This is a genomic window from uncultured Tateyamaria sp., from assembly GCF_947503465.1.
Taxonomy (GTDB): domain Bacteria; phylum Pseudomonadota; class Alphaproteobacteria; order Rhodobacterales; family Rhodobacteraceae; genus Tateyamaria.
Genome location: NZ_CANNDN010000003.1, coordinates 1 through 25,333 on the forward strand (window position 1 = coordinate 1; position 25,333 = coordinate 25,333).

The following is a 25,333-nucleotide window of genomic DNA, read 5'->3' on the forward strand; positions in this document are numbered from 1 at the left end:
CGCCGCTACGCTGAGTGCAGCGGTCGGGTCCCGCCATGCTCCACCATCCCCCCCGCACCGCACATCTGCACCGGGCACGCCCACGCGTCCAGACAGGCGCTGACTGACGCGCACCGGCTCCGCCGCTACGCTGAGTGCAGCGGTCGGGTCCCGCCATGCTCCACCATCCCCCCCGCACCGCACATCTGCACCGGGCATGCCCACGCGTCCCGATGGGCGCTGACTGACGCGCACCGGCTCCGCCGCTACGCTGAGTGCAGCGGTCGCGTCCCGTCATGCGCCACCATCCCCCCCTGCACCGCACATCTGCACCGGGCACGCCCACGCGTCCCGACAGGCACTGGCAGACGCGCACCGGGCATCCACATTCACATTTCCTCAACATCGGCCTTGCTTTATTCACCAACCAGTGAATATAAACACCTATGGCCCGCCAAATCGGATATGACCAGACCAAGCTGAAACAGGACATCATGGGGGTGTTCTGGGCGCAGGGCTATGCCGAAACCTCGCTGTCGGACCTGGAATCGGCCACAGGGCTGAACCGGCGGCAGTTGTACAACGGTGTCGGCGACAAGCGGGCGATGTTCATGCAGGCACTGGATGACTTCATCGACCTGTCGGGCCGGACCCTTCTGGCACCGCTTGAAGCCGAAACCGCTTGCATATCCGACATCGCGGACCTGTTCACCGCATTCGCCACAGATACAACAGGTGAAAACGGGCGCAATGGCTGCATGGTGTGCAGCACATCACAAGAGGATATCGCAGATGACGCCGAAGTGGCAGCACGCATGAACGCATTCTTTGATCGCATTCGTGCGGCCCATCTGAATGCGCTGACCCGCGCCGCTGCACGTGGCGACATCGGAATTGAACCACCTGATCTGGCCCGCAAGGCCGACGCGCTGATGGGCACCCATGTTGCCCTGTGCATTCTCAGGCGGGCCGGGCGACCGGAACACCAACTGCTTCATATCGCCCATCAGGCAGTGGCCGATATGACCTGAGACACTTGCCTATTATTCACCAATCAGTGAACCAAAAAAGGGAGAAAACAACATGTCCAAACTGAACCGCCGCACGCTCTTGGGCAGTGTCGCAGCAACAGCGCTGGTGACGGGGGCATTGCCAGCCCTCGCAGAGGGAAGCAGCCCGTCCGCCAAGATGGCCTTCACCAAGAAGACGGTCGCGGTCAACGGCTCGACCATGGCCTATGTCGACGAAGGGACAGGGCCCGTTGTTCTGTTCCTGCACGGCAATCCCACGTCGTCGTATCTGTGGCGCAATATCATTCCCCATGTCACGGACGGGTACCGCGCGATTGCACCTGACCTGATCGGCATGGGCGACAGCGGCAAACCCGACATCGGCTACACATTTGCGGAACATGCCGCATATCTCGATGCGTTCATCGCCGCACTCGATCTCCGCGACATCACGCTGGTGATCCACGATTGGGGCTCTGCCCTGGGCATGCGCTACGCGCGCCTGAACGAAGGAAACGTGCGCGGCGTCGCGTTCATGGAGGCGATTGTTCCCCCCGCCATGCCCGCCCCCAGCCTCGAAGCCATGGGGCCGCAAAGCGCAGAACTGTTCGGCCTGCTCCGCTCACCAGCCGGAGAGGATCTGGTCCTGAACCAGAACTTCTTTGTCGAAGAAGTGTTGGGCAAGTTCGGTGTCGCGACCCCGCTCGGCGACGCGGTCATGCAGCACTACCGCGCTCCGTTCCCGACGCCTGCCAGCCGCCTGCCAACCCTTGTCTGGCCGCGCCAGATTCCCATCGCGGGCGAACCTGCGGACACGACGCAGGTGATCACCGACAACGGCGCGTGGCTCTTTTCCTCGGACCTGCCCAAGCTGTTGCTGCATGTCACGCCGGGCGCGTTGATCCCGCCGCCCGCCGTGGACTTTATCAAGGCAAACGCATCCAACCTTGATGACGTCCATCTGGGCGAAGGGGTTCACTTTGTGCAGGAAGAGCACCCCGACGCCATCGGTCAGGCCGTGCGCGCATGGCTCGACCGCTTGCCCTCTGCCTGATCCATCACCCCCCCCGCCAGCCACGGTGTTGGCGGGGACACCACCCCCAAAGGACACACCCCATGACCCCAACCGCCGCGCTGCTTGCTTTTGCCCTGATCACGATGACAGCGATCACCGTCGAAATCCTCTACACCTATGCCACGCAAGGGTTCGGCTTCGGCTTTTCCTCGAACCGGCCACGCGTGGACCGCACGCCCATGGGGCTGCGGATCGAGCGGACCTATCGCAACCAGGCGGAATCCGCGGCCTATATCGTGCCGGTGCTGGCCGCGGCCGCCGTGCTGGGCCTCGACAGCGCGGCCGCGCAGACAACGGCCGCGATTATCGTGGCGGGGCGTGCCGCCTTTGTGGCGCTCTACTACACCGGCCTCCCGTTCATCCGCATCCTCGGCTTCGGCGCGGGGTCCTTCGGCACGCTCTTTCTGGCCTATCTCGTGGTTACCGCACTTGCGACCACCTAGGATCACGGGCGAACACGGATCAATCGCGCGTGCGCACATCCAGGAGAGATCACTGGAAATGCGCGCGCCTGACCTGACATCACAAGCACCACAAACCTCAAAGGTGCCCCATGTCGCGTCTGCTGCCCGCTCTGTTCGCTCTTCTGACCTTTTCCGCGTGCATGCCGATGGAACGGCTCTTTGCGCCCACGGCAGACCTCATGTCCGACAGGTGGCTCAGGATCGCCACGACCCCGGGACGCGAACCCGACTATGCTGCGCTGAACGGCTTCCTCGACCGGTACCACCACCAGGCGGCGGACGGCACGGCGCGGGTGCGGTATGCGCAGGTGACGGAAGCGGACAAGGGGGCGCTTGAAACCTTCCTGATCGCGATGCAGCAGGTGGACCCGGCGCAACTCGACCGCAACCAGCAACTGGCCTACTGGATCAACCTCTACAATGCCCAAACCATCCGCGTGATCCTTGATCACTACCCGGTGGACAGTATCCGCGACATCGGCGACGGGCTGTTGGGGTTGGGGCCGTGGGCGGATGCCGATCTGCGGGTCAATGGCGCCCGGCTCAGCCTCAATGACATCGAACACGGCATCATCCGCCCGGTGTTCGCCGATCCCCGCATTCACTATGCCCTCAACTGTGCCGCCGTGGGATGCCCGAACCTGGCACCGCAGGCCTGGCAAGGCGCAACGCTCAATGCGCAGCTGGACGCGGCGGAACACGCCTATATCCATGATCCGCGCGGGGTCACCCTGACCGGGGACGGGCGCGTGATCGTCTCGAAAATCTATGGCTGGTTCCGCGAAGACTTCGGCGGCACCGAGGCATCGGTCCTCGCCTACATCAAAAGCCGCGCCAACCCGGATCTGCGGGCCGCCCTGGATGCCAGCGGCCAGATCGGCGGCTATGCGTATGATTGGGGGCTGAACGCCGCAGCCGATACAATCGCACAGGCGGCGGAATAGAAAACGGCGCCACGCGGGCGCCGCTCTCCAAAGGCTCGGCCGCAGGCCTCAGCCCTTGCCTTTCCACGGCACCAGCAGCTTTTCGGCGTAGCGCATCAGCATGTCGATGCCAAAGCCGATGATGCCGATCAGGATGATCCCCATGATGACGATGTCGGTGTTCTGGAACTTCGACGCCACCATGATCATCATGCCTGCGCCCTGCTCGGCGGCCACCAGTTCGGCGGCCACAACGGTGCCCCAACAGACACCCATCGCGACGCGCGCGCCGGTGAAAATCTCGGGCAAAGAGTTCGGCACAATCACATGGCGCATGATCTGCGCCTTGCTGGCGCCCAGCGAATAGGCGGCATGCACCTTGGAAATCTTCACGCCACTCACACCGGACCTTGCAGCAATCGCCATGATCCACAGGGCGGCCAGGAACAGAAGGATGATCTTGCCGGTCTCGCCGATCCCCGCCCAGATGATGACAAGCGGGATCAGCGCCAGGGGCGGCACCGGGCGCATGAATTCCACGATGGGATCAAACCAGCCCCGGAACCAGTTGGACAGACCCATGGCATAGCCCAGCGGGATGCCGATCAGCGCGCCGAAAAAGAATCCGACAACCACGCGAAACAGCGAATAGCCCAGATGTTCCCACAGGGTGGACCCGCGAAACCCCTCACTCGCAATCTCGCCCACGCGCTGCACCACCGCCTCGGGGGACGGCAGCCAGATGGGTTCCATCTGCCAGCCCTTCGCGGGGGCAATATTCGGCGTGCCCTTGTCGGAAATGGTCACGGTGCCAAAACCCACATCAACCGTGTCGCCGGGCTGGACCTTCTGGCCGTTGATCTCGGTGATCTCAGCGCCCTCTCCGCGGCCCAACTCGTCATTGCGGTCCACGCGCAACAGGCCCGACCGCCAGACACCGATGGCAATGCTGTCATCCTTGGCCCAGCCGTCCCCGGGGTCGACCTCCGGGGCGTCCGTCGGGGTGTCGATCGGATGCACCAGAACGGTCACGGTTGCGCTGTCGATGTCATTGCCCGCCTGCGCGGTATACTCGAACGTGCCGGTGCCCGCGAACGGACCCGGCGCATGCAGGAACCTGGGCAACAGGGACGACCCCGTGAACATGCCCCACAACAGGAATATGGTCAGGATCGAAATGATGCTGGCCGCCCGGTTGGGCGTCACGGCGCTTTCATCGCCAAAGGTCACGGTCTTGAGCGACCCGTAATCCGAAATGGCCGAACGCTGCGCAATCTTGGTGACGGCAAAGAACGCGACCACAAAGATCGCGACGTAAATCAGAAACGGGATCATGTCGCTGCCTCCGTGCGGCCCATAATTTCTTCTTCCATGTCCCAGATCATGCCCAGGATTTCCTCGCGCCGCTCCCCGAACTCGGGGTGCTTCTTGACCTCGCGCAGGTCCTGACCCACGCCCATCTCGGCGAATGGCAGGCGGTATTCCTTGTGAATGCGGCCCGGGCGCGGCGCCATGACCAACAGACGCTCACCCAGCAGCAGCGCCTCCTCGACCGAATGGGTGATCAGGATGATGGTCTTGCCCGTCTCCTTCCACAGCTTCAGGACAAGCGACTGCATCTTCTCGCGGGTCAGCGCGTCAAGCGCCCCCAGCGGTTCGTCCATCAGGATCACATCGGGGTCATTGGCCAGACAGCGGGCCAGCGCCACACGCTGCTGCATGCCGCCCGACAATTCGTAGACGGCCTTCTCCTTGAAGTCCTGCAAGCCGACGACATCCAGAAGGTGATCCACGATCTCTGCCTTGTCGGTCTTCGGCATGCCCTTCATCGACGGGCCAAAGCCCACATTCTCGCGCACGCTCATCCATTCAAACAGCGCTCCCTGCTGGAACACCATGCCACGTTCGGCATCTGGTCCGTTGATCTCGTGACCGTTCAGGATCATCTTGCCATCGGTCGGCGCCAAAAAGCCCGCAACGATGTTCAGCAATGTTGTCTTGCCGCAGCCCGACGGGCCCAGCACACTCAATAGTTCACCGGCCTTGAGGTCCAGCGACACATCTTGCAGCGCCTGCACATGCCCGCCATCCGGCAGGTCAAAGCGCATCGAAAGGTTTTGAATTGAAAGTCCGGACATCGGTTCCCACCTGTCGCTTAGGTGCCCGCGGACACCCGGTTGGGCGGGGTTCGCCCCGCCTCGGTCTCAAATGAAAGGGCCCGCACGCAAACGCGCACGAGCCCGATCACATCGTCTTAGTTGATGGACGACAGGGGCCCTGTGTTCACAGTGCCTTCGTAGCTGTCCAGCGCGCTGTCGATCGAACCCGCGTTCACGAACACGTCCGCCACACCTTTCATGAAGGTCGGCGCTGTGCCGCCCAGCCATGCTTCGCTCAGCTGCTCTTCGACGGTTGGGAACTTGAAGGTCGCCAGCGTCGCGGCTGTCGCGTCTTCGTCCATGCCGGCGTCTTTCGCGATGACGGGCAGCATTTTCGCGTGGTTCGCTTCGTCCGCCCACATCGCGTTGGCTTCGGCTGTCACGGCCAGGAACTGGCTCAGCAGCTCGCCCTCTTCGGCGATGAAGTTGGCAGGCGCGGTTGTGGCGTCAAACACCAGGATGCCCAGCTCTTCCTTCTCCGCGCCGGTCAGCAGGACGTTGCCCGACTCTTTCATGCGGCGCAGCGCGCCACCCCAGCCGCAGGCCATGTCGACAGAGCCTTGCGCCAGTGCAGCCGCACCTTCGGCAGGGGCCATGTCCACAACGTCAAGCGACGCGAGGTCGACGCCAAAGTGGTTCATCTGGCTCAGGAAGCCGTAATGGGCCGCGGTGCCCAGCGGAACGGCCACTTTCTTGCCGGCCAGCTCGGCTGCGGACTCCTTGTCGATCTCCAGACCGGACGCGACAACGCAGTTGTCGTTCTCGGAATAGGACACGGCCACGTCGACGATCTGGATGTCCTGCCCGGCAGAGGCCGCAACCACGAAGGGCGGCACGCCCTGGGACACGCTGATCTGAACGTCGCCCGACGCCATGGCGGCAGACATCGCGGTGCCTGTGTCAAAGCTCACCCAGTTGATCTTGGTGCCGCCCATGGCCTCTTCGTACATGCCGGTCTCTTTGGCGAACTGGAAGGGCATCGGCCACTCCAGGAAATAGGCGACGGTGATCTCGCCGCCATGGCCTGCCGCCACGGCGCCCTGGGCACCGGCCAGCATCGCAGTGGCTGCAACGGCACCCATCAGCTTTGTCTTGAATGTCATGTCTTAACTCCCGTGTTTTTTCGCGGACAGTGGAGCCCGCGTTTGGATCGGTTTGGGCGGTGGTCCGCCTCTGGTCGCACGCGCATGGCGCGGCGCTGGCGTGATCCGAGCCGATAATCCTGCGCGGATCAACGTAAAATCGGGGCATCTGTCATAAATTTGTGCGGGTAAAGTGTCGCTTAAGGAATCCTGAATTTCCCACAGAGCCATGAAAACAAGGGGGAATCGGCAGCACGCGCGCGGCACCCTTCGCGGTCTGGCGTTAAACTGGCTTTACTTGTGCGCCCGAACTGGCCCTACTGTTGTGACCAGATTCTCAGCGATTGTGCGCGTCAGCATGCCTGTTCGGCCCTTAGTTTCATGGGCCGCCCCCCACGTCTCGAAAGGTTGACCCATGGACGGAACGTTCAACGAAAACGATATGAGCCGCGTGATCGAAGCCGACCGCGCAAATGTGTGGCACCACCTGATCCAGCACCAGCCGTTCTTCACCGGCGCCGACCCCAAGATCATCATCGAGGGCAAGGGCCTGCGCGTCTGGGACCAGAAAGGCATCGAACATATCGACGCCGTGTCCGGCGGGGTCTGGACGGTCAATGTCGGCTATGGCCGCGAATCCATGGGCGATGCCGTGCGCGACGCCATCGTAAAGATGAACTTCTTCGGCGGCACCGTCGGCTCGATCCCAGGTGCGCTCTTTGCCGAAAAGCTGCTCACGAAAATGCCCGGTCTCGACCGCGTCTACTACGCCAACTCCGGCTCCGAAGCGAACGAGAAGGCGTTCAAGATGGTCCGCCAGATCGCGCACAAGCGCTACGGCGGCAAGAAGCACAAGATCCTCTACCGCGACCGCGACTACCACGGGACCACCATCGCCTGCCTGTCGGCGGGCGGACAGGACGAACGCAATGCGCAATACGGCCCCTACACGCCGGGCTTCGTCCGCGTCCCGCACTGCCTCGAATACCGCAAGCACGAACAGGACGGCGCGCCGGATCAGAACTACGGCGAATGGGCGGCCAACCAGATCGAAGAAGTCATCCTGCGCGAAGGCCCCGACACCGTCGGCGCCCTCTGCCTTGAACCTGTCACCGCAGGCGGCGGCGTCATCGTGCCGCCAGAGGGCTATTGGGACCGCGTGCAGGAGATCTGCAAGACATACGACATCCTGCTGCACATCGACGAGGTTGTCTGCGGCGTGGGCCGCACCGGCACATGGTTCGGCTACCAGCACTACGGCATCAAACCGGACATGGTGACCATGGCCAAGGGGGTCGCCTCCGGCTACGCCGCCATCTCGTGCCTTGCGACAACCAATGACGTCTTCGACATGTTCAAGGACGACACGTCCGATCCGATGAACTACTTCCGCGATATCTCCACCTTCGGTGGCTGCACGGCAGGCCCGGCGGCAGCGCTCGAAAACATGCGCATCATCGAGGACGAGGACCTGCTCGGCAACACGGTCGCCATGGGCGACTACATGCTCGACCAGTTGCACGCGCTGAAGGACAAGCACGCGGTGATCGGCGACGTCCGCGGCAAGGGCCTGTTCCTGGGCGCGGAACTGGTCGCAGACCGCGACAGCCGCGACCCGGCAGAAGAGGCCAAGGTGCAAGCGGTGGTCAAGGACTGCATGGGGCAGGCTGTGATCATCGGGGCGACCAACCGGTCCCTGCCGGGCAAGAACAACACGCTCTGCTTCTCGCCCGCGCTGATCGCGACAAAGGACGACATCGACCAGACTGTCGAAGCGGTGGATGGCGCGCTGACCCGGGTGTTCGGGTAAGCTGGGGGGCGCAGGACACCTGCGCCTTACGGGGCATATTGAATCTGGCAAGGCGGGGGGTATCCCCCGCCCTATTCCGGGGCGCGCAGGGTCAAAAGCGGGTTGCCGCGCGCAATCTCGGCCATTTCTTCACAGACGGTCCCATCCGTCGGCTCGTGCATCCACGCCTGTCGGGACCACCCCACATAGGGCGCATCGCCAAGCAGCACAAAATCGAAATCCGTCGGGCGCTCGGTCGCGGGCGTCACGTTAATCCCGTCCCACAAATACCCCTCGGCCTCCGGGTCCTCGTCGCGCGGCAAGGGAATATGCAGATTGCCGGTACCGCCCAGCAAATGCGGCGTGACCTGGTAAAAGACGGAATTCTGCATCTGCACCTCGCACCCCTCGCATCGCAATCCGGTCACATATGACCCGTCAAACTCCAACGCATGGGCATCCGACCGAAACTGCACACGGTCCTCCACAATCACGTTCTGCATGCGTACCGTCCCGGTGCCGGTCGGGTGCCCGACCAGATCCAGAACCATAATCGCGCCCAGCGCCACGCCGCCATTGCGGTCGCGGGTCAACAACTCCAACGCACCCAACACGTCCTCTCCCAAGGTCCCTCTGGCCGTCAGTTCGGCGATGGCGCCAACGGTCGCTGCACTGGGTGAAGACGCCAGGATGTGCGCCTGATCCAGCCAAACCCGACAGCTTTCCTCGGTGCGCGCATAGGTGGCCAACGGCATGTCCGCACCGACAGAGCCATGCAATTGCAACCATTCGCCCAACGAGCGTTCCTCTATGGTGGCCAGCATCTGTGCACGAATTTCGGTCACCAGGCTCAACGACATAATCTCATTCTGCATCGCCGCCGCCGCGGTCTGCTCCTCCAACCGCTCCGTCTGCGCCTGCATCAACGCCGTCTGCGCTTCCATGAACCCGGTCTGCTCAGCCAGCCGCTCGCCCTGCGCCCGCAGCACCTCGGTCTGCTCTCCCAGCTTCCGATTCTGCTCGAACAGCAGCACGGTGCCCATGAATGCCCCGAATGCCAGCAGCAGCGCCACCGCCGTTGCGATCACCCAGCGGTAAAAGTTGGTCCACGCGTACCAGCCCATCCCGCGCTGCACCAACGCTTGCGCATGGGCCGTCGCCGCATCCCGGTCGCCTGCAGATGCCGCCGACACGCCCGCGATCAACGATGCGCTCACATCATCCAGCGTGGCCTCGGCCCGGCCAAACAGCTTGCGCAGGATCCAGTCGCGAAAAAACAGCGCTACGACCAGGGCCAGGACCAAACCGGCGACAAAGACAAAGACAACAACAGCAATCCGGCGCAGTTCCTGCTCTGCCGCACCCATGATCCCGGCCGCAATCGGGACGATCAAAAGGGCGGCCGCAAAAACGCCCAGCCAAAAGGACAGGTGCTTTGTCATGGCACCAGCATGCGCAAGACGTGGCCCGTCAGGCAAGTCTCCTGTGACCGCAGCCGTGCATCGCCGTCAGTCCCGCTACCCCGCGCGTTGGGCCCGTATTTCTTTTTGCAGACGACGCGCCTCCATCTCCAGGCGCGGCAACACGTTGTCGGATGGATACCCTTCGATATGCCCGCACAGCAATGATAGCCAATAGACGCGCACGACCCGGTTGATCCGTTTCTGATAGCCCGGGCCCAGTTTGCGAAACCACGCCAGCATGTCGCTGTCCATGCGCAGGGTGACACGCGTCTTGTGCGGCTCGACCGGGTCGTCGATATCAAACCCGTTCCATGTGTCCGGCAGGCTTTGGTCGATCCAGTTGATGAACAGATCGTTTTGCAGCGCTTCAAGCTCGTACATCGCTTGGGTGCGGGCGGTGGTTTTCGTTGGGGTCGGCATCGGCACCTCCTCGGGTTGAACAGCCCGTACCTTCGCAAGGTTCGGTTAAGCCCGGGTGATATGACCGCGCGGTGTACGGCCTGTGCACAGGCTGTGCACAGGATGTGCATCGCGGTTTTCAGGATATCACTTGCATCGCAACGCCATTAATGATACAAATAATCTCATTAATGATGATATTGCAGCGCGCTCTGTATGGACAACGCGCACCACTTTCGTCTTTGCTTAATGCCAGATTGCTTTCTGCTTAGGTCCAGATTACTGTACCCCCATGGCTCTCCCCGTCGAAACCTTCTTCTTGCAGCCCGGCCACCAGGGCACCTTGCAAAGCCAGGTGCAGCAGATGATTGCCCACGGCATCCTGTCGGGCCGTTTCGGGTCGGGAGAAAAGCTGCCCTCGACCCGCAAGCTCGCCGCCCACCTGGGCATCAGCCGGATCACGGTGACGCTGGCCTATACCGAACTGGTGGCCTCCGACTACCTCACCGCGCGGGGCCGGTCGGGGTACTACGTATCGGCCAACGCGCCCGTCCCACCCAGCTACCAACCGCAACCCGCATCCGGCGACGCGGTGGATTGGACACGCGCCATCGGACAACGCTTTTCGGGCGGCCATACCCTCAGCAAACCGCAGGATTGGGCGCGGTTCAAATACCCGTTCATCTACGGCCAGACCGACCCGCAACTCTTTGACCACACGAATTGGCGGCAATGCGCCCTGCAAGCGCTTGGGCAACGGGATTTTGCGGCGCTCACCTCGGACTATTTTGACCGGGACGACCCGCAGCTGATCGAGTTTATCCAGCGCAACACGCTGCCACGCCGGGGCATTTCGGCCAACGCCGATCAAATCCTGATCACCCTTGGTGCCCAGAACGCGCTTTGGCTGTCCGCACAGATCCTTCTGACCCAACGCCGCACCGCCGCGTTCGAGGATCCCTGCTACCCCGCCCTGCGCGAGATTCTGACCCAATCGCGCTGCCATCTGGCCCCCGTGCGCGTGGACCGTGACGGCCTGCCGCCCGACGGCATTCCACCCGACACGGACGTGATCTTTTCAACGCCCAGCCACCAATGCCCCACAACCTCGACCATGCCGATGCCGCGCCGGCAGGCCCTGCTGGACCGCGCCCGCGAACTGGACGCCCTGATTGTCGAGGACGATTACGAATTCGAGATGTCCTTTCTCAACCCGCCCTCACCCGCCCTGAAGTCCATGGATGTGGACGGGCGGGTGATCTATGTGGGCAGCTTTTCCAAGTCGCTGTTTCCGGGGCTGCGGCTGGGCTATCTGGTGGGGTCCGAACCCTTTGTGCGCGAGGCACGGGCGCTACGCACCTCCGTGTTGCGGCACCCGCCGGGCCACATCCAGCGGACTGCGGCCTATTTCCTGTCGATGGGGCACTATGATGCGCAAATCCGCAAGATGAGCGCGGCGCTCCACACCCGGCGCGACGCGATGCAAGAGGCCATCGATACGTACGGCCTCGACATTGCAGGCCAAGGCGCATTTGGCGGATCATCCTACTGGATGCGCGCGCCGCAAGGCGTAGATACGCGGGTCCTTGCGCAGCAATTGCAAGAGGTTGGTGTGCTCATCGAACCGGGGCACGCGTTCTTTTCCGGGGCCGATCAGCCACAGGGATTTTACCGGCTTGGCTATTCGTCGATCAACGCCGATCGCATTCGGGACGGCATTGGCCTTATCGCCAAACACCTTTAACTACGACCTGGACTTAAATGGACACGCCAACTGGCCCTAACCGTGCATCCCCCTTGGCACTAACCTCAGGTCCAACTCATCCGGGGCGATTCGACGCCCCCGCCCCTATTGGAGACTGCCCCATGAAAATGACCACTGAAGAAGCCTTTGTGAAATGCCTGCAACGCCACGGCATCGAACATGCCTTTGGTATCATTGGTTCGGCCATGATGCCGATTTCTGACATCTTCCCCGATGCGGGCATCACGTTCTGGGACTGCGCCCATGAAGGCTCCGCCGGTTTCATGTCCGACGGCTTCACCCGCGCCACCGGCAAGATGTCGATGATGATCGCGCAGAATGGCCCCGGCATCACCAACTTTGTCACGGCCGTCAAAACCGCATACTGGAACCACACACCTTTACTTTTGGTAACCCCACAGGCCGCCAACAAGACGATTGGTCAAGGTGGCTTTCAGGAAGTCGAACAGATGAAACTGTTCGAAGACATGGTCGCCTACCAGGAGGAGGTCCGCGACCCGACCCGCGTGGGCGAGGTTCTGACGCGCGTGATCAGCCAGGCCAAGCGCCTGTCCGGCCCCGCCCAGATCAACATCCCGCGTGACTTCTGGACGCACGTGATCGACATCGAAATCCCCGATCCGATCGAATTCGAAGCGTCCCCGGGCGGCCAGAACTCGGTGGCCGAGGCGGCGCGCATCCTGTCCGAAGCCAAGAACCCCGTCATCCTGAACGGTGCCGGCGTTGTCCTGTCCAAAGGCGGGTTGGCCGCGTCTCAGGAACTGGCAGAGCGTCTGACCGCGCCCGTCTGCGTGGGCTACCAACACAATGACGCGTTCCCCGGCAACCACCCGCTTTACGCAGGTCCATTGGGCTACAACGGCTCCAAGGCAGGCATGCAGCTTATCTCAGAAGCGGACGTCGTGCTGTGCCTGGGCACACGCCTCAACCCATTCTCGACCCTGCCCGGCTACGGCATCGACTACTGGCCTACGGATGCCAAGATCATCCAGGTCGACATCAACCCCGACCGTATCGGCCTGACCAAGAAAGTCACCGTTGGCATCGTGGGTGACGCTGCCAAAGTCGCCAACGGCATCATCAGCCAACTGGCCGATGACGCAGGCGACGCAGGCCGGGAGGACCGCAAGGCCAACATCGCACAGAAGAAATCGGCCTGGGCGCAGGAACTGACGTCCATGAACGAAGAACAGGACGACCCCGGCACCAACTGGAACGAGCGCGCCCGCGCGGCCAAGCCGGACTGGATGAGCCCCCGCATGGCGTGGCGCGCAATTCAATCCGCCCTGCCGGTCGAGGCGATCATCTCGTCCGACATCGGCAACAACTGCGCCATCGGCAACGCCTACCCGTCCTTCGAAGAGGGCCGGAAATACCTGGCACCCGGCCTGTTTGGCCCGTGCGGCTACGGTCTGCCCGCCATCGTGGGCGCCAAGATCGGTCAGCCCGATGTGCCGGTTGTCGGTTTCGCGGGTGACGGTGCCTTCGGTATCGCGGTGAACGAACTGACTGCGATCGGCCGCGGCGAATGGCCCGCCATCACGCAGATCGTCTTCCGCAACTACCAGTGGGGCGCGGAAAAGCGTAACTCGACCCTGTGGTTCGACGACAACTTCGTCGGCACCGAACTGGACGAACAGGTGTCCTACGCCGGCATCGCAAATGCCTGTGGCCTGAAGGGCGTTGTTGCCCGCACGCAAGAGGAACTGACAGCCGCCCTGAACCAGGCGATCAAGGACCAGATGGAAAACGGCATCACCACCCTGATCGAAGCGATGATCAACCAGGAACTGGGCGATCCCTTCCGCCGCGACGCCATGAAGAAGCCCGTCGAAGTGGCTGGCATCTCCAAAGACGATATGGTTCCGCAAACTGCTGCGTGATCTGCTAGGTAACGAGGGGACGGGTTCGCGCCCGTCCCCTCTTTTTCATTTTTGAAAGGCCGTTTCTTGCCCCAATCCTTCCTGTCCGACGCCACTGCCGTCTCCCCCGCGCACATCATCGAAATGGCGCAAAAGGCGGCCAGCCCGCGCGTGGCGATTGCCCGCGCCGGTGCGCCGTTGCCCATGCTGGCAGCCAAGGAAGCGTTCGAGGCCAACATGATGATCCCGGTGTTCACCGGGGAACGTCACATGATCGAGGCCGAGGCCGAGAAGCTGGACTGGGACATTTCGCAGTTTGAGTTGATCGAGGCCGAGGGCGAGGTGGCCTCGGGTGTGGCCGCCGCCGTCGCCTGTGGTGAAGGCCGTGCAGATGTCCTGATGAAGGGCCAACTCCATACGGATGCGTTCATGCGTGCCGCGGTGTCGCGTGACGCAGGCCTGCGCACCGGCAACCGCTTTGTCCATATCTTCCACATCACCACGCCTGACGGGACCGGGTCGATCACGATCTCGGACGCGGCGGTGAACGTGAACCCCAATATCGACACGCGCAAGGATGCGACGGCAGAGGTCGTCAAACTGCTGCACAAACTGGGCAACCCGCGCCCCAAGGTGGCGTTCCTGTCGGCCACCGAATCCCCCATCGAAGCCGTGCCTTCGTCGATGGAAGGCCGCGCGCTGCGCGATTGGGCGCAGGACAACATCGCAGATGCCGACTTCTCCGGCCCGCTGGCCTTTGACCTGATCATGTCGCCCAAATCGGTCGCCACCAAGAAGATGACCGACGACCCCGTCGCGGGCCAGGCCGATGCGATCATCGTGCCCGACATCGTGTCGGGCAACGGCCTGTTCAAATCCTTCGTCTACCTGGCCGGGGGCTGCGCGGGTGGCATCGTCATGGGGGCAAAGGTGCCCATCCTTTTGACCTCCCGCGCCGACCCACCGGCTGCGCGCCTGTCTTCCGTGGCCCTCGGGGCCATCATGGCCGCGCCATGATTCTTGTCGTCAATGCAGGCTCGTCGTCGATCAAGGTGGCACTTTTTCAGCCCGATCTGACCGAAGTGATGGCCGGGCAGGTCAGCGGCATTGGCGGCGCATTGGCCCATCTGAAACTGGGCGACGAAGACCAGAATGTCAGCGCACCCGACCACGACGCGGCCCTGACAACCGTTCTGGACAGCCTCACGCGCCAAGGGATCACGCCCGACACCCTGACCGCTGCCGCCCACCGCGTGGTGCATGGCGGCACCTCCCTCGTGGACCCGGTCGCCGTCGATGACACCGTGATCGCAGGCATCGAGGCGGCCACGCCCCTCGCCCCCCTGCACAACCCCAACAACCTCGCAGGGATCCGCGCGCTGCAGGCGCTCGCGCCCGACCTGCCGCAATACGCCAGCTTCGGCACCGCGTTCCACGCGGGCCAACCCGAGGTCGCCACCACCTACGCCCTGCCCCGGGAACCGCGCAGCATGGGCATCCGTCGCTATGGCTTTCACGGCCTCAGCTATGCCTGGATCGTCACGCAATTTGGCGATGCGCTCCCGGAACGCCTGCTCGCCTTCCACCTGGGCTCCGGCGCCTCGCTCTGTGCCATCCACAACGGCGTGTCGGTTGCCACGTCCATGGGCTATTCGCCCCTCGACGGGCTGACCATGGGCACCCGCTCCGGCGCCATCGACGGCATGGCCGTCCTGCGTCTGGCCGAGATCTACGGTGCCTCCGAAGCCGCCCATATGCTCAACCACGAAAGCGGGCTCAAGGGGCTTGGCGGCAGCAATGACATGCGGCTCCTGCTTGCCGCAGACACGGACCGCGCCAAACTGGCCGTCGACCACTTCTGCTATTGGGCGGCCCGCCACGCAGGCTCCGCCATTGTCGCCATGGGCGGCCTTGACGCCGTCGCCTTCACCGGCGGCATCGGCGAAAACGCAGAGCCCATTCGCACCCGTATCATGGAGCATCTCGAACTGTTCGGAGATGTCCCGGTCCATGTCGTCAAAGCCGACGAAGAACGCCAGATCGCAACCGACGCCCTGACCCTGATCAAAGGAGACACCTGATGCCCAAGGACCAACCGGATATCAACCTGTCGCCCAAAGTCTCGGACGAGGTGCGCAAAACCACCTGCTACATGTGCGCCTGCCGCTGCGGGATCAACGTACACCTCAAGGACGGCAAGGTCGCCTATATCGAAGGCAACCGCGACCACCCGGTGAACCAGGGCGTGCTGTGCGCCAAGGGGTCGGCGGGCATCATGCAGGTCAACGCCCCATCCCGCCTGCGCAAACCGCTCAAACGCGTGGGCGACCGCGGGTCGGGCGAGTTTCAGGAAATCGAATGGGACGAGGCCCTGCAGATCGCCACCGACTGGCTGGCGCCCATCCGCAAGGACGACCCTTCGAAACTCGCCTTCTTCACGGGCCGCGACCAATCGCAGTCATTCACCAGCTTCTTCGCCCAGAACTTCGGCACCCCCAACTACGCAGCCCATGGCGGCTTCTGCTCGGTCAACATGGCGGCGGCGGGCATCTATACGATGGGCGGCGCGTTCTGGGAATTCGGCCAGCCCGATTGGGACCACACCAAGCTGTTCATGCTGTTCGGCGTGGCCGAAGACCACGACAGCAACCCGATCAAGATGGGCATCGGCAAGATCAAGGCGCGCGGCGCTCGCGTCATCGGCGTGAACCCGATCCGCACCGGCTATAACGCCGTGGCCGATGATTGGGTCGGCATCACGCCCGGCACCGACGGGCTCTTTATCCTGTCGATGGTCCACTGCCTGATGAAGGCGGGCAAGATCGACGTGAATTACCTCGCCCAATACACCAACGCCCCCTGCCTGGTGAACGGCGATGAAAAGTCCCCCGAATTCGGCCTCTTGCTACGCGATGACAATGGCAAGGAGCTGGTGATGGACCGCGCCACGGGCAAGCTGACGCCCTTTGACCAAAAAGGCGTCAAACCGGACCTCGCGGCCACCTACCGTCACGGCGGGTTCAGCCATCGCACCGTCATGCAACACATGGCGGAACGCTATCTCAGCGACGACTATGCGCCCGAGGCCGTGGCCGACCGCGTCGGCATCTCGGCCAAACGCATCCGTACACTGGCCGCCGAAATCGCTCGCGTCGCCTTTGACGAGGCGTTCGAGCTGGACCACGAATGGACCGACTTCCGGGGCGAGACGCACAAGACAATGCAGGGTCGCCCGGTCTCCTTCCACTCCATGCGCGGGATCAGCGCCCACGCCAACGGCTTCCAGACCTGCCGCGCCCTGCACGTCCTGCAAATCCTGCTGGGCAGCGTCGAGGTGCCCGGCGGTTTCCGCTTCAAGCCGCCCTACCCGAAACCGGCCACGGCGCACCCCAAACCGCATTGCAACACGACACCGGACTGCCCGCTTGACGGCCCGCATCTCGGCTTTGTGCACGGCCCCGACGATCTGGCGCTGAAAGACGATGGCACCCCCGCCCGCATCGACAAGGCGTTCACATGGGAAAACCCCATGTCGGCGCACGGCCTGATGCACATGGTGATCTCGAACGCGCATGCGGGCGATCCCTACAAGATCGATACGCTGTTCATGTACATGGCCAACATGTCGTGGAACTCGTCCATGAACACGCGCGGCGTGATCGACATGCTCACGGACAAGGATGAAAACGGCGACTATGTCATCCCGCGCATCATCTATTCGGATGCGTATAGTTCGGAAATGGTCGCCTATGCCGACCTGATCCTGCCCGACACGACCTATCTGGAACGGCACGACTGCATCTCCCTGCTCGACCGGCCCATTTGCGAGGCGGACGCCGCCGCGGACGCCATCCGCTGGCCGGTCATAGAACCTGACCGTGACGTGCGCGGCTTCCAGTCGGTGCTCTGCGACCTCGGGGCAAAACTGGGCCTGCCCGGCTTCACCAACGAAGACGGCAGCCAGAAATACGCCGACTACGCCGATTACATCGTCAACCACGAACGCAAACCCGGCATCGGCCCGCTCGCAGGCTTCCGGGGCAATGGCGATCAGGTCGGGCGCGGCGACGTGAACCCGGACCAACTCGACAGATACATCGAAAACGGCGGCTTCTTTGTCGAACACATCCCCGAGGGCGCCAACTACTACAAACCGTGGAATGCGGCCTATCAGGACTGGGCCGTGGGCATGGGCCTCTACGACAGCCCGCAACCCTACCTGTTCTCGCTCTACGTCGAACCCATGCGCCGCTTCCAACTGGCCGCCGAAGGTCACGGGCGTCGCCAGCCCCCCGACCACCTGCGCGACCGGATCAAGGCCACGATGGACCCGCTGCCCATCTGGTACGACCCCGCGCCCGACAACAAGGTGGACGATTTCCCCATCACCGCGCTCACCCAGCGTCCCATGGCAATGTACCATTCCTGGGGGTCGCAGAACGCGTGGCTGCGGCAACTGCACGGGCACAACCCGCTTTACCTGCCGACCAGGCTGATGCGCGAAAAAAACCTCGCCGACGGCGACTGGGCACGCGTCACCTCGCCCCACGGCGAGATCACCGTGCCGGTCCTGGAAATGGCCGCGCTCAACGAAAACACGGTCTGGACCTGGAACGCGATCGGCAAGCGCAAAGGGGCCTGGGCGCTCGATGAAAACGCCCCCGAGGCCACCAGGGGCTTCCTGCTCAACCACCTGATCCACGAACTGCTCCCGCCCAAGGGCGACGGACTCCGCTGGGCCAACTCCGACCCGATCACGGGGCAGGCGGCCTGGTTCGACCTCAAGGTGCGCCTCGAAAAGGCCGACGCGCCCGCCGAATCCCAACCGGCAATGACGCCAATCAAATCCCCCGTTGGCAAAGGGCCCAAGCAACTCTCGTGGAAGGTGGGCAAATGACCGGCATCCAGCGCACCCTTCTTGCCATCGCGGCCTTCCTCGCAGTCGCCATAGGCACGTTCATCTACTTCATCGCCAACTGGGACGCGAGCAACACGGCCCCCATCGGCATGAAAAACGATGCAGCTCCCTTCACTTTGCCAAATAAACTCCGGGGTCTGGGGCAGCGCCCCAGTCCTGCCCCAGCAGCAGGAGCAACCGCATGACAACTCTTCCCCCATCGACCGAACGCAAGCTCGGCCTCGTCATCGACCTCGACACCTGCGTGGGCTGCCACGCCTGCGTGATCTCGTGCAAGGGCTGGAACACAGAAAACTACGGCGCGCCGCTGTCTGACACGGATGCGTATGGCAGCGATCCGTCCGGCACCTTCCTCAACCGCGTGCACAGCTACGAAGTGCAGCCGCAGCAGGGCGACGCACAACTCATCCACTTCCCCAAATCCTGCCTGCATTGCGAGGACGCGCCCTGCGTCACCGTCTGCCCGACGGGTGCCAGCTACAAGCGGGTCGAAGACGGCATCGTGCTGGTCAACGAAAGCGATTGCATCGGCTGCGGCCTGTGCGCCTGGGCCTGCCCCTATGGCGCACGCGAAATGGACGCCGTCGAAAAGGTGATGAAGAAATGCACCCTCTGCGTGGACCGCATCTACAACGAAAACCTGCCCGAGGAAGACCGCGAACCGGCCTGTGTCCGGACCTGCCCCGCAGGCGCCCGGCACTTCGGTGACTTCGCGGATCCCGAAAGCAAAGTGTCCAAACTGACCGCGGAACGCGGCGGCATGGACCTGATGCCCGAACAGGGCACCAAACCGGTGAACAAGTACCTGCCACCCCGCCCCAAGGACACGCTGTCCGACGGAGCAGGCGACATCGACATCCTCGCCCCCTACCTCGAACCCGTCGCACAGGAAGCCAAGGGCTTCCTCGGCTGGCTCGACAAGACGTTGGAGAAACTCTGATGCATCCGGCCCCTTCCGTCATCTTCTTCACCGTCTTCTCCGGCATCGGCTTTGGCCTCCTGACCTTCCTCGGCCTCGGCTACCCGGCGGTCACCGGCTGGACCGCCTTCGCCTTCTTCACCATCGCGTACCTGTGCGCGGTGGGCGGTCTGATCTCGTCCACCTTCCACCTGGGCCACCCCGAACGCGCGATGAAGGCGTTCACGCAATGGCGCTCGTCGTGGCTCAGCCGCGAAGGCTGGTGCGCAGTCGCCGCACTCATCGCCATGGCGCTCTATGGCATGGGCCTCGTTTTTTTCGGTCAGCGTTGGGGCCTGCTGGGTGTCATCGGCGCAGTCTTCTCGCTGCTGACGGTCTTCACCACCTCGATGATCTACACCCAGCTCAAGACCATCCCCCGCTGGAACTCCCCCGCCACGCCGGCCATGTTCCTCAGCTACAGCCTTGCGGGCGGTGCATTGCTGGCCGGGCAGGTGACATGGGCCGTGGCGCTCCTGCTGGTCGCGGGGGTCATCCAGATCGTCTTGTGGCTGCAAGGCGACGGTGCGCTGGCCAATTCCGGCTCCACCCTCGCCACCGCGACCGGGCTTGGCACGAAGGGCAGCGTGCGCGCGTTCGAACCGCCCCATACCGGCACCAACTACCTGCTCAAGGAATTTGCCTACGTGGTCGGACGCAAACACAGCCTCAAGCTGCGCATCCTCTCGCTTGTGCTGATGGTCGGCCTGCCGGTCCTGTTGCTGGCGGCGCCCTTCGCGCACTGGGTGGCGGCCCTCGCCGTGATCAGCCACGTGGCGGGCGCACTCGCCGCGCGCTGGCTCTTTTTTGCAGAAGCCGAACACGTGGTCGGCCTCTACTACGGCAAACGCTAAGGTGCGGTGCGCAGTAAATGCGCACCCTACCACACCAACACCCGGGTCGTAGGGTGCGCGCTCTGCGCGCACCGCACCTGAGATCAAACCGGGAGTAGGGTGGGCAATCTGCCCACCACCCCTCACATCAGCCCGGCGTGCTCCAACGCCGCATCAACCTTGGCCTTGGTCTCGTCCGCCAACCCGGTCAGCGGCAGCCGCACCTCGTCTGAACACAGCCCCAGACGCGACATGGCATATTTCGCGCCCACCAGCCCCGGCTCGGTAAAGATCGCCTTGTGCAGCGGCATCAGCGTGTCCTGAATGTCCAGCGCCGTGGCATAATCCCCAGCCAAACAGGCCTCCTGCATCTGGCTCAGCAGCTTGGGCGCCACATTGGCCGTGACCGAGATACAGCCAACCCCGCCCTGCGCGTTAAAGCCATGCGCGGTCGCATCCTCGCCCGACAGCTGGATAAAATCCGCACCGCAGGTCATGCGCTGATCACACACGCGCGCCAGGTCGCCGGTGGCATCCTTCACACCCACAATACGGGGCAGTTTGGCCAACGCGCCCATGGTGTCGGGTGTCATGTCGATGACCGACCGGCCGGGAATGTTGTAGATGATGATCGGAATATCCGCGCAATCATGCAGCGCCGTGTAATGCGCGATCAGGCCTCGCTGCGTCGGCTTGTTGTAATAGGGCGTGACCACAAGGGCCGCGTCCGCACCAAACTTCGCCGCGCATTCGACAAAGCGGATGGCCTCGACCGTGTTGTTGGACCCCGCACCGGCAATGACGGGCACCCGACCGGCGGCCGCTTTCACCACCGTCTCGATCACCGTCTCATGCTCTTCATGGCTCAGCGTCGGGCTTTCTCCGGTGGTCCCGACGGGCACAAGGCCGTGCGATCCCTCGCCGATATGCCACTCCACCAGCTTCTTGAGGGTTTCCAGATCCAAAGCGCCGTTACGAAACGGCGTGACGAGGGCAGGCATAGAACCTTTGAACATTCTCACGCTCCTTTTTTACGTGTGGCAGGCAGAGGGCCTGGGATGATTTTCGCACATGCCCGGAAACGTGAGTTGAACTGTCACGCACCGGGCATATGCTCAGAGGCTCTAGCCACGCGACGCAGGGAAATGCAAGAGATGAGCCGGATTGCCCTCGCCTTTGCCTTGCTTTTTGTATCCGCTGTGGCGGCGCTGGCCGAACGGCCCCGCCCCCTTGGTTGGGCGATGGAGGCACTGCGCGCAGGCAACTGGGACAGTGCCGCACAGATCGCCGCACGCGACGGCGATGTGGCTGCCGACATCGTCGAATGGCAGCGCCTGCGTGCCAGCCGCGGCACCTATGCCGAGGTGGTCGCCTTCCTTGATCGCCGCCCCGACTGGCCGGGCGAGGCACTGTTGCGCCAGCGGTCGGAAAAGGCGGTGGTCGACGCAGGCGATACCGCCATCCTGTCCTTCTTCGAAGACACGGGTCCCCAAACACCCGAAGGCATCCTTGCCCACGCCGCCGCCCTCACCCGCGCCGACCGCACCGGAGAGGCGGACGCCAACCTGGTTCTGGCCTGGCGCACACTGCCCATGGATGAAACGGCTCAGGCCCGCTTTCTCGCCGCCCACGAGACGCTCCTGAAACCCCACCACGCCGCGCGCCTCGACGCCCTTTTGTGGTCCGGCGACATCACCAGCGCCCGGCGCATGTTCGATCTGGTCGACAAGGGGCCATTGGCACTGGCCCAGGCCCGCATCGCCCTGCGCGCCCTGTCCAACACCGTGGACGCCCTGATCAAAGCGGTGCCCGAAGCGCTGCAGGACGACCCCGGCCTTGCCCATGCCCGCTTTGAATGGCGCATCCGCAAGGGGCGTTGGGACGACGCCAAGGCCCTGCTACTGGACCGCTCCCGTTCGGTCGAGGCATTGGGCCGACCCGAGGCATGGGCCAATCGCCGCCGCGCCCTTGCCCGCGATGAAATGCGCGATGGCGACGCCGCGAACGCCTATCAACTGGCCGCCCGGCACTTCCTGACCGAAGGGTCCGCCTATGCCGACCTCGAATGGCTGTCGGGCTACATCGCCCTGCGCAAGCTTCGGGACCCCGAGGTTGCGCTCGGCCACTTCCAGAACCACCGCGACGCCACCCGCTCCCCGATCTCGCGCGGGCGCGCCGGATACTGGATCGGCCGCACACACGACGCCATGGGCAACGCCGATGCCGCCCGCGCCGCCTATGCCGAGGGGGCGCAATATCAAACCGCGTTCTACGGCCTTCTCGCCGCAGAACGCGGCAACCTTGCCATCGACCCGCTCCTCGACGGGTCCGAATCCTTCCCCGCACCCGATGCGCCACTCGCCCGCAACGACCTGTTCGAAGCGGGCCTGCTCCTCCAGGCCTCCGGCGAACTGAACCTGGCGGAACGCTTCTGGACCCACCTCGCCGAAACGCTTGACCGCGATGCAGCGGGCCGCCTGGGCCAGGTCGCCATTGCCGCCGGGCAACCGCACCTCGCCGTGATGATCGGCAAGCGTGTCGCACGGCGCGGCGTCACGCTCCACGCCCCCTACTACCCGCTGCACCCGCTGGCTGACTCAGACCTGCCGATGGCACCCGAAATGTCCCTTGCCATCGCCCGCCGCGAAAGCGAATTCGACCCCGTTGTCCAATCGGGTGTCGGCGCGCGCGGCCTCATGCAGATCATGCCCGGCACGGGCCGCGACGTGGCCCGCGACCTCGGTCTGTCCGATGACCACACAACCGCGCGCCTGATCTCCGATCCGGTCTACAACGCCAAACTGGGGGCCACGTTCCTCAGCCAGCTTGCGGGCCGTTTCGACGGCAACGTGATCCTGATGTCGGCGGCCTATAACGCAGGGCCCAGCCGCCCCGACCAATGGATGCTGCGCTTTGGCGATCCGCGCCGGGGCACGGATGATTTCGACGTCATCGACTGGATCGAACACATCCCCTTCCGCGAAACCCGCAACTACGTGATGCGCGTCACCGAAAGCCTGCCGATCTACCGCGCCCGTCTGGGGCAGGACCCGCTGCCGGTCCCCTTCAGCGCGGAACTCACCGGCTCAACCCTGTTGCCGTTCGCGCCACAGGGTGAATAGGCCCGCCGCCACGATGATGGCCGCGCCGATGATCACGTTCACCTCCAGCACCTCGCCAAACACGCTGATGCCCACGGCGGCGGCAAACACCATCTGGAAATAGGCAAAGGGCTGCACCGCACTCGCCTCCGCCACCTCGTAGGTGCGGATCAGCAGCCAGTGGCCCAACGCACCGGTCATGCACAGCGCGCCCATCCACGCCCAATCCGGCCCGCTCATCGGCTCCCAGAACCACAGGCCGACGCATGTCATCGCCACCGCCCCGCTGGTGCCCGTCCAGAAAAAGCTGGTCGCCGTGCTGTCATCCCGCGCCACGTAGCGTGTCAGCAGACCATAGACGGCAAACATGATGGCCGAGGCCAATGGGATCACCGCCGCCGGATCAAACACGCCCAGACCGGGCTTCAGGATGAACAGCACGCCGATGAACCCGACGCCAATCGCCGCCCAGCGCCGCCACCCCACATGCTCACCCAATATCGGCCCGGACAGCGCGGCAACCAACAGCGGATAGGCGGCAAACACCGCATGGCTCTCCACCAGTCCCAACACGGTAAAGGCAGTGACCATCACGCAAATCTCCGCCGCCAGCAGCAGCCCGCGCAGCCCCTGCACCACGGGTTGTTGCGTCTGCGCCGCCGCCCGCACGCCACCGGCCTTGCGGGCCGCAACCGCGACGACAAAGGCCGCAAAGAACCAGTACCGGATCATCACCACCATGAAGACATTGTATTCCGCCGCCAGGTGGCGCGAGATACCGTCCTGGCTCGCAAACACAACCGACACCGCGATCATCAGCGCAATGCCCAACCGGGTGTTGTTGCCCTGGCTCATCCCAAAACGGCCCGCGTCATGTGGCGCTTTCGGCCAAAGCCGGGGGCGCGGGTCACAGTGAACCCGGCCTCCTCCAGCCCCCGCCGCACGAACCCCGCCGCCGTATAGGTCGCGGCTGTCCCCGCGGGGACAGTGTGGCGCGCCACCTCTGCCATCAATTCCGGCCCCCACAGTTCCGGGTTCTTCGCGGGCGAAAACCCGTCCAGAAACCACGCATCGGCGCGCCCGTCCCACGCCGCCAACGTCTCGCGCGCATCACCTTCGATCACGGTCACCGTGGCATCGTCAAAGGCCGCCGACCCACCACCGGCGGCAACCAACTGCGCCGCAAACTCCGCCACCTCGGGAAACGCGGCCAGCGCCTTTTCCATCGCCTCCACCTCCACCGGGAACGCCTCGAAACTGGTGAACTGCAACCGCCCCGGCACGCCCGCGTCCCGCCACGCCGCCCAGGCGGTCAGAAAGTTCAGACCCGTTCCAAACCCCAGCTCTGCAACATGAAACCCGTCACGAAACCGCGCGGGCAGGTCGTTGCCATCCAGAAACACATGCCGCGTCTCGGCCAGGCCGTTGTCGAGCGAAAAATACGGATCGTCAAAGCGCACCGACACCGGCACACGGCCCTCACGCCACTCAAGCTCTGCCCGCTGGTCCTGCATCATCCGCCCCTGTAAAGGATACCGGCGCGACCTTGGCGA

22 protein-coding genes are annotated in these 25,333 nt (G+C 63.7%); 14 read left to right on the forward strand and 8 right to left on the reverse strand.

Going from position 1 to position 25,333, the window contains the following annotated elements:
* The first annotated feature begins 425 nt into the window (after positions 1–425).
* From Q0844_RS15835 to Q0844_RS15850, 4 genes are all read left to right on the forward strand, one after another.
* Complete coding sequence (locus Q0844_RS15835) at positions 426–1,010, forward strand: hypothetical protein (protein ID WP_299046819.1); 585 nt, start codon at positions 426–428, stop codon at positions 1,008–1,010.
* A gap of 52 nt (positions 1,011–1,062) precedes the next feature.
* Positions 1,063–2,043: a haloalkane dehalogenase gene (locus Q0844_RS15840; protein ID WP_299046822.1), complete on the forward strand. Its 981-nt coding sequence runs from the start codon at positions 1,063–1,065 to the stop codon at positions 2,041–2,043.
* Between the two features lie 62 nt (positions 2,044–2,105).
* Positions 2,106–2,507, forward strand: a complete 402-nt coding sequence (locus tag Q0844_RS15845; protein WP_299046825.1) for an MAPEG family protein — start codon at positions 2,106–2,108, stop codon at positions 2,505–2,507.
* Positions 2,508–2,617: 110 nt separating this feature from the next.
* Positions 2,618–3,472, forward strand: coding sequence for a DUF547 domain-containing protein (locus tag Q0844_RS15850; protein WP_299046828.1), 855 nt, complete (start codon positions 2,618–2,620; stop codon positions 3,470–3,472).
* A 48-nt stretch (positions 3,473–3,520) separates the two neighbouring features.
* Here the strand turns inward: Q0844_RS15850 and Q0844_RS15855 are convergent, their stop codons facing one another.
* From Q0844_RS15855 to Q0844_RS15865, 3 genes are all read right to left on the reverse strand, one after another.
* Positions 3,521–4,786 (reverse strand): ABC transporter permease subunit, encoded by a 1,266-nt coding sequence (locus Q0844_RS15855; RefSeq protein ID WP_299046830.1) that lies wholly within the window; start codon positions 4,784–4,786, stop codon positions 3,521–3,523.
* On the reverse strand, positions 4,783–5,589 hold the full coding sequence (locus Q0844_RS15860) for an ABC transporter ATP-binding protein (RefSeq protein ID WP_299046832.1): 807 nt from the start codon (positions 5,587–5,589) through the stop codon (positions 4,783–4,785). Before Q0844_RS15860 ends, Q0844_RS15855 begins: the two co-directional genes overlap by 4 nt.
* Before the next feature lie 116 nt (positions 5,590–5,705).
* Positions 5,706–6,713, reverse strand: coding sequence for an ABC transporter substrate-binding protein (locus Q0844_RS15865; protein ID WP_299046834.1), 1,008 nt, complete (start codon positions 6,711–6,713; stop codon positions 5,706–5,708).
* 394 nt (positions 6,714–7,107) lie between these two features.
* Here Q0844_RS15865 and Q0844_RS15870 point away from each other — a divergent pair, with 394 nt between their 5' ends.
* Positions 7,108–8,502 carry an aminotransferase class III-fold pyridoxal phosphate-dependent enzyme gene (locus tag Q0844_RS15870; protein ID WP_299046836.1) on the forward strand — a complete coding sequence of 465 codons (1,395 nt, stop codon included), beginning with the start codon at positions 7,108–7,110 and terminating at the stop codon, positions 8,500–8,502.
* Positions 8,503–8,573: 71 nt separating this feature from the next.
* On the opposite strand, the gene Q0844_RS15875 is transcribed toward Q0844_RS15870, so the two are convergent.
* Both Q0844_RS15875 and Q0844_RS15880 read right to left on the reverse strand, forming a co-directional pair.
* Positions 8,574–9,923: a hypothetical protein gene (locus Q0844_RS15875; RefSeq protein WP_299046839.1), complete on the reverse strand. Its 1,350-nt coding sequence runs from the start codon at positions 9,921–9,923 to the stop codon at positions 8,574–8,576.
* A 75-nt stretch (positions 9,924–9,998) separates the two neighbouring features.
* Positions 9,999–10,364, reverse strand: coding sequence for a BrnA antitoxin family protein (locus tag Q0844_RS15880; protein WP_299046842.1), 366 nt, complete (start codon positions 10,362–10,364; stop codon positions 9,999–10,001).
* Positions 10,365–10,635: 271 nt separating this feature from the next.
* Between Q0844_RS15880 and Q0844_RS15885 the strand changes: the two genes are divergently transcribed.
* The 8 genes from Q0844_RS15885 (at position 10,636) to Q0844_RS15920 (ending at position 20,700) form a co-directional block, all read left to right on the forward strand.
* Positions 10,636–12,087 (forward strand): PLP-dependent aminotransferase family protein, encoded by a 1,452-nt coding sequence (locus Q0844_RS15885; protein WP_299046845.1) that lies wholly within the window; start codon positions 10,636–10,638, stop codon positions 12,085–12,087.
* Between the two features lie 122 nt (positions 12,088–12,209).
* A complete protein-coding gene (xsc, locus tag Q0844_RS15890) occupies positions 12,210–13,991 on the forward strand; it encodes a sulfoacetaldehyde acetyltransferase (RefSeq protein ID WP_299046848.1) in 1,782 nt (593 codons plus the stop codon).
* A gap of 66 nt (positions 13,992–14,057) precedes the next feature.
* A complete protein-coding gene (locus Q0844_RS15895; RefSeq protein WP_299046850.1) occupies positions 14,058–14,987 on the forward strand; it encodes a phosphate acyltransferase in 930 nt (309 codons plus the stop codon).
* Complete coding sequence (locus Q0844_RS15900) at positions 14,984–16,051, forward strand: acetate kinase (protein ID WP_299046852.1); 1,068 nt, start codon at positions 14,984–14,986, stop codon at positions 16,049–16,051. Before Q0844_RS15895 ends, Q0844_RS15900 begins: the two co-directional genes overlap by 4 nt.
* The gene (locus tag Q0844_RS15905; protein WP_299046854.1) at positions 16,051–18,867 is read left to right on the forward strand and encodes a molybdopterin oxidoreductase family protein; all 2,817 of its coding nucleotides are present in this window, start codon (positions 16,051–16,053) and stop codon (positions 18,865–18,867) included. The genes Q0844_RS15900 and Q0844_RS15905 overlap by 1 nt, the downstream gene beginning before the upstream one ends.
* Positions 18,864–19,073, forward strand: a complete 210-nt coding sequence (locus Q0844_RS15910; protein ID WP_299046855.1) for a hypothetical protein — start codon at positions 18,864–18,866, stop codon at positions 19,071–19,073. Before Q0844_RS15905 ends, Q0844_RS15910 begins: the two co-directional genes overlap by 4 nt.
* The gene (locus tag Q0844_RS15915) at positions 19,070–19,828 is read left to right on the forward strand and encodes a 4Fe-4S dicluster domain-containing protein (RefSeq protein ID WP_299046857.1); all 759 of its coding nucleotides are present in this window, start codon (positions 19,070–19,072) and stop codon (positions 19,826–19,828) included. The genes Q0844_RS15910 and Q0844_RS15915 overlap by 4 nt, the downstream gene beginning before the upstream one ends.
* Complete coding sequence (locus tag Q0844_RS15920; RefSeq protein WP_299046859.1) at positions 19,828–20,700, forward strand: DmsC/YnfH family molybdoenzyme membrane anchor subunit; 873 nt, start codon at positions 19,828–19,830, stop codon at positions 20,698–20,700. The genes Q0844_RS15915 and Q0844_RS15920 overlap by 1 nt, the downstream gene beginning before the upstream one ends.
* Positions 20,701–20,822: 122 nt before the next feature.
* Here the strand turns inward: Q0844_RS15920 and dapA are convergent, their stop codons facing one another.
* On the reverse strand, positions 20,823–21,695 hold the full coding sequence (gene dapA / locus Q0844_RS15925; RefSeq protein ID WP_299046860.1) for a 4-hydroxy-tetrahydrodipicolinate synthase: 873 nt from the start codon (positions 21,693–21,695) through the stop codon (positions 20,823–20,825).
* Positions 21,696–21,824: 129 nt separating this feature from the next.
* On the opposite strand from dapA, the gene Q0844_RS15930 reads away from it, so the two are divergent.
* Positions 21,825–23,801 (forward strand): lytic transglycosylase domain-containing protein, encoded by a 1,977-nt coding sequence (locus Q0844_RS15930; protein ID WP_299046861.1) that lies wholly within the window; start codon positions 21,825–21,827, stop codon positions 23,799–23,801.
* Here the strand turns inward: Q0844_RS15930 and Q0844_RS15935 are convergent.
* Positions 23,766–24,635: a DMT family transporter gene (locus Q0844_RS15935; protein WP_299046862.1), complete on the reverse strand. Its 870-nt coding sequence runs from the start codon at positions 24,633–24,635 to the stop codon at positions 23,766–23,768. The genes Q0844_RS15930 and Q0844_RS15935 overlap by 36 nt on opposite strands.
* Positions 24,632–25,294 carry a tRNA (5-methylaminomethyl-2-thiouridine)(34)-methyltransferase MnmD gene (mnmD, locus tag Q0844_RS15940; RefSeq protein WP_299047945.1) on the reverse strand — a complete coding sequence of 221 codons (663 nt, stop codon included), beginning with the start codon at positions 25,292–25,294 and terminating at the stop codon, positions 24,632–24,634. Before mnmD ends, Q0844_RS15935 begins: the two co-directional genes overlap by 4 nt.
* Positions 25,295–25,333: the final 39 nt, after the last annotated feature.

Bases quoted from the DNA above. Each gene is read 5' to 3' on its own strand.
- Q0844_RS15835 (WP_299046819.1), top strand. From the start codon at position 426: ATGGCCCGCCAAATCGGATATGACCAGACCAAGCTGAAACAGGACATC.
- Q0844_RS15840 (WP_299046822.1), top strand. From the start codon at position 1,063: ATGTCCAAACTGAACCGCCGCACGCTCTTGGGCAGTGTCGCAGCAACA.
- Q0844_RS15845 (WP_299046825.1), top strand. From the start codon at position 2,106: ATGACCCCAACCGCCGCGCTGCTTGCTTTTGCCCTGATCACGATGACA.
- Q0844_RS15850 (WP_299046828.1), top strand. From the start codon at position 2,618: ATGTCGCGTCTGCTGCCCGCTCTGTTCGCTCTTCTGACCTTTTCCGCG.
- Q0844_RS15855 (WP_299046830.1), bottom strand. From the start codon at position 4,786: ATGATCCCGTTTCTGATTTACGTCGCGATCTTTGTGGTCGCGTTCTTT.
- Q0844_RS15860 (WP_299046832.1), bottom strand. From the start codon at position 5,589: ATGTCCGGACTTTCAATTCAAAACCTTTCGATGCGCTTTGACCTGCCG.
- Q0844_RS15865 (WP_299046834.1), bottom strand. From the start codon at position 6,713: ATGACATTCAAGACAAAGCTGATGGGTGCCGTTGCAGCCACTGCGATG.
- Q0844_RS15870 (WP_299046836.1), top strand. From the start codon at position 7,108: ATGGACGGAACGTTCAACGAAAACGATATGAGCCGCGTGATCGAAGCC.
- Q0844_RS15875 (WP_299046839.1), bottom strand. From the start codon at position 9,923: ATGACAAAGCACCTGTCCTTTTGGCTGGGCGTTTTTGCGGCCGCCCTT.
- Q0844_RS15880 (WP_299046842.1), bottom strand. From the start codon at position 10,364: ATGCCGACCCCAACGAAAACCACCGCCCGCACCCAAGCGATGTACGAG.
- Q0844_RS15885 (WP_299046845.1), top strand. From the start codon at position 10,636: ATGGCTCTCCCCGTCGAAACCTTCTTCTTGCAGCCCGGCCACCAGGGC.
- xsc (WP_299046848.1), top strand. From the start codon at position 12,210: ATGAAAATGACCACTGAAGAAGCCTTTGTGAAATGCCTGCAACGCCAC.
- Q0844_RS15900 (WP_299046852.1), top strand. From the start codon at position 14,984: ATGATTCTTGTCGTCAATGCAGGCTCGTCGTCGATCAAGGTGGCACTT.
- Q0844_RS15905 (WP_299046854.1), top strand. From the start codon at position 16,051: ATGCCCAAGGACCAACCGGATATCAACCTGTCGCCCAAAGTCTCGGAC.
- Q0844_RS15910 (WP_299046855.1), top strand. From the start codon at position 18,864: ATGACCGGCATCCAGCGCACCCTTCTTGCCATCGCGGCCTTCCTCGCA.
- Q0844_RS15915 (WP_299046857.1), top strand. From the start codon at position 19,070: ATGACAACTCTTCCCCCATCGACCGAACGCAAGCTCGGCCTCGTCATC.
- Q0844_RS15920 (WP_299046859.1), top strand. From the start codon at position 19,828: ATGCATCCGGCCCCTTCCGTCATCTTCTTCACCGTCTTCTCCGGCATC.
- dapA (WP_299046860.1), bottom strand. From the start codon at position 21,695: ATGTTCAAAGGTTCTATGCCTGCCCTCGTCACGCCGTTTCGTAACGGC.
- Q0844_RS15930 (WP_299046861.1), top strand. From the start codon at position 21,825: ATGCAAGAGATGAGCCGGATTGCCCTCGCCTTTGCCTTGCTTTTTGTA.
- Q0844_RS15935 (WP_299046862.1), bottom strand. From the start codon at position 24,635: ATGAGCCAGGGCAACAACACCCGGTTGGGCATTGCGCTGATGATCGCG.
- mnmD (WP_299047945.1), bottom strand. From the start codon at position 25,294: ATGCAGGACCAGCGGGCAGAGCTTGAGTGGCGTGAGGGCCGTGTGCCG.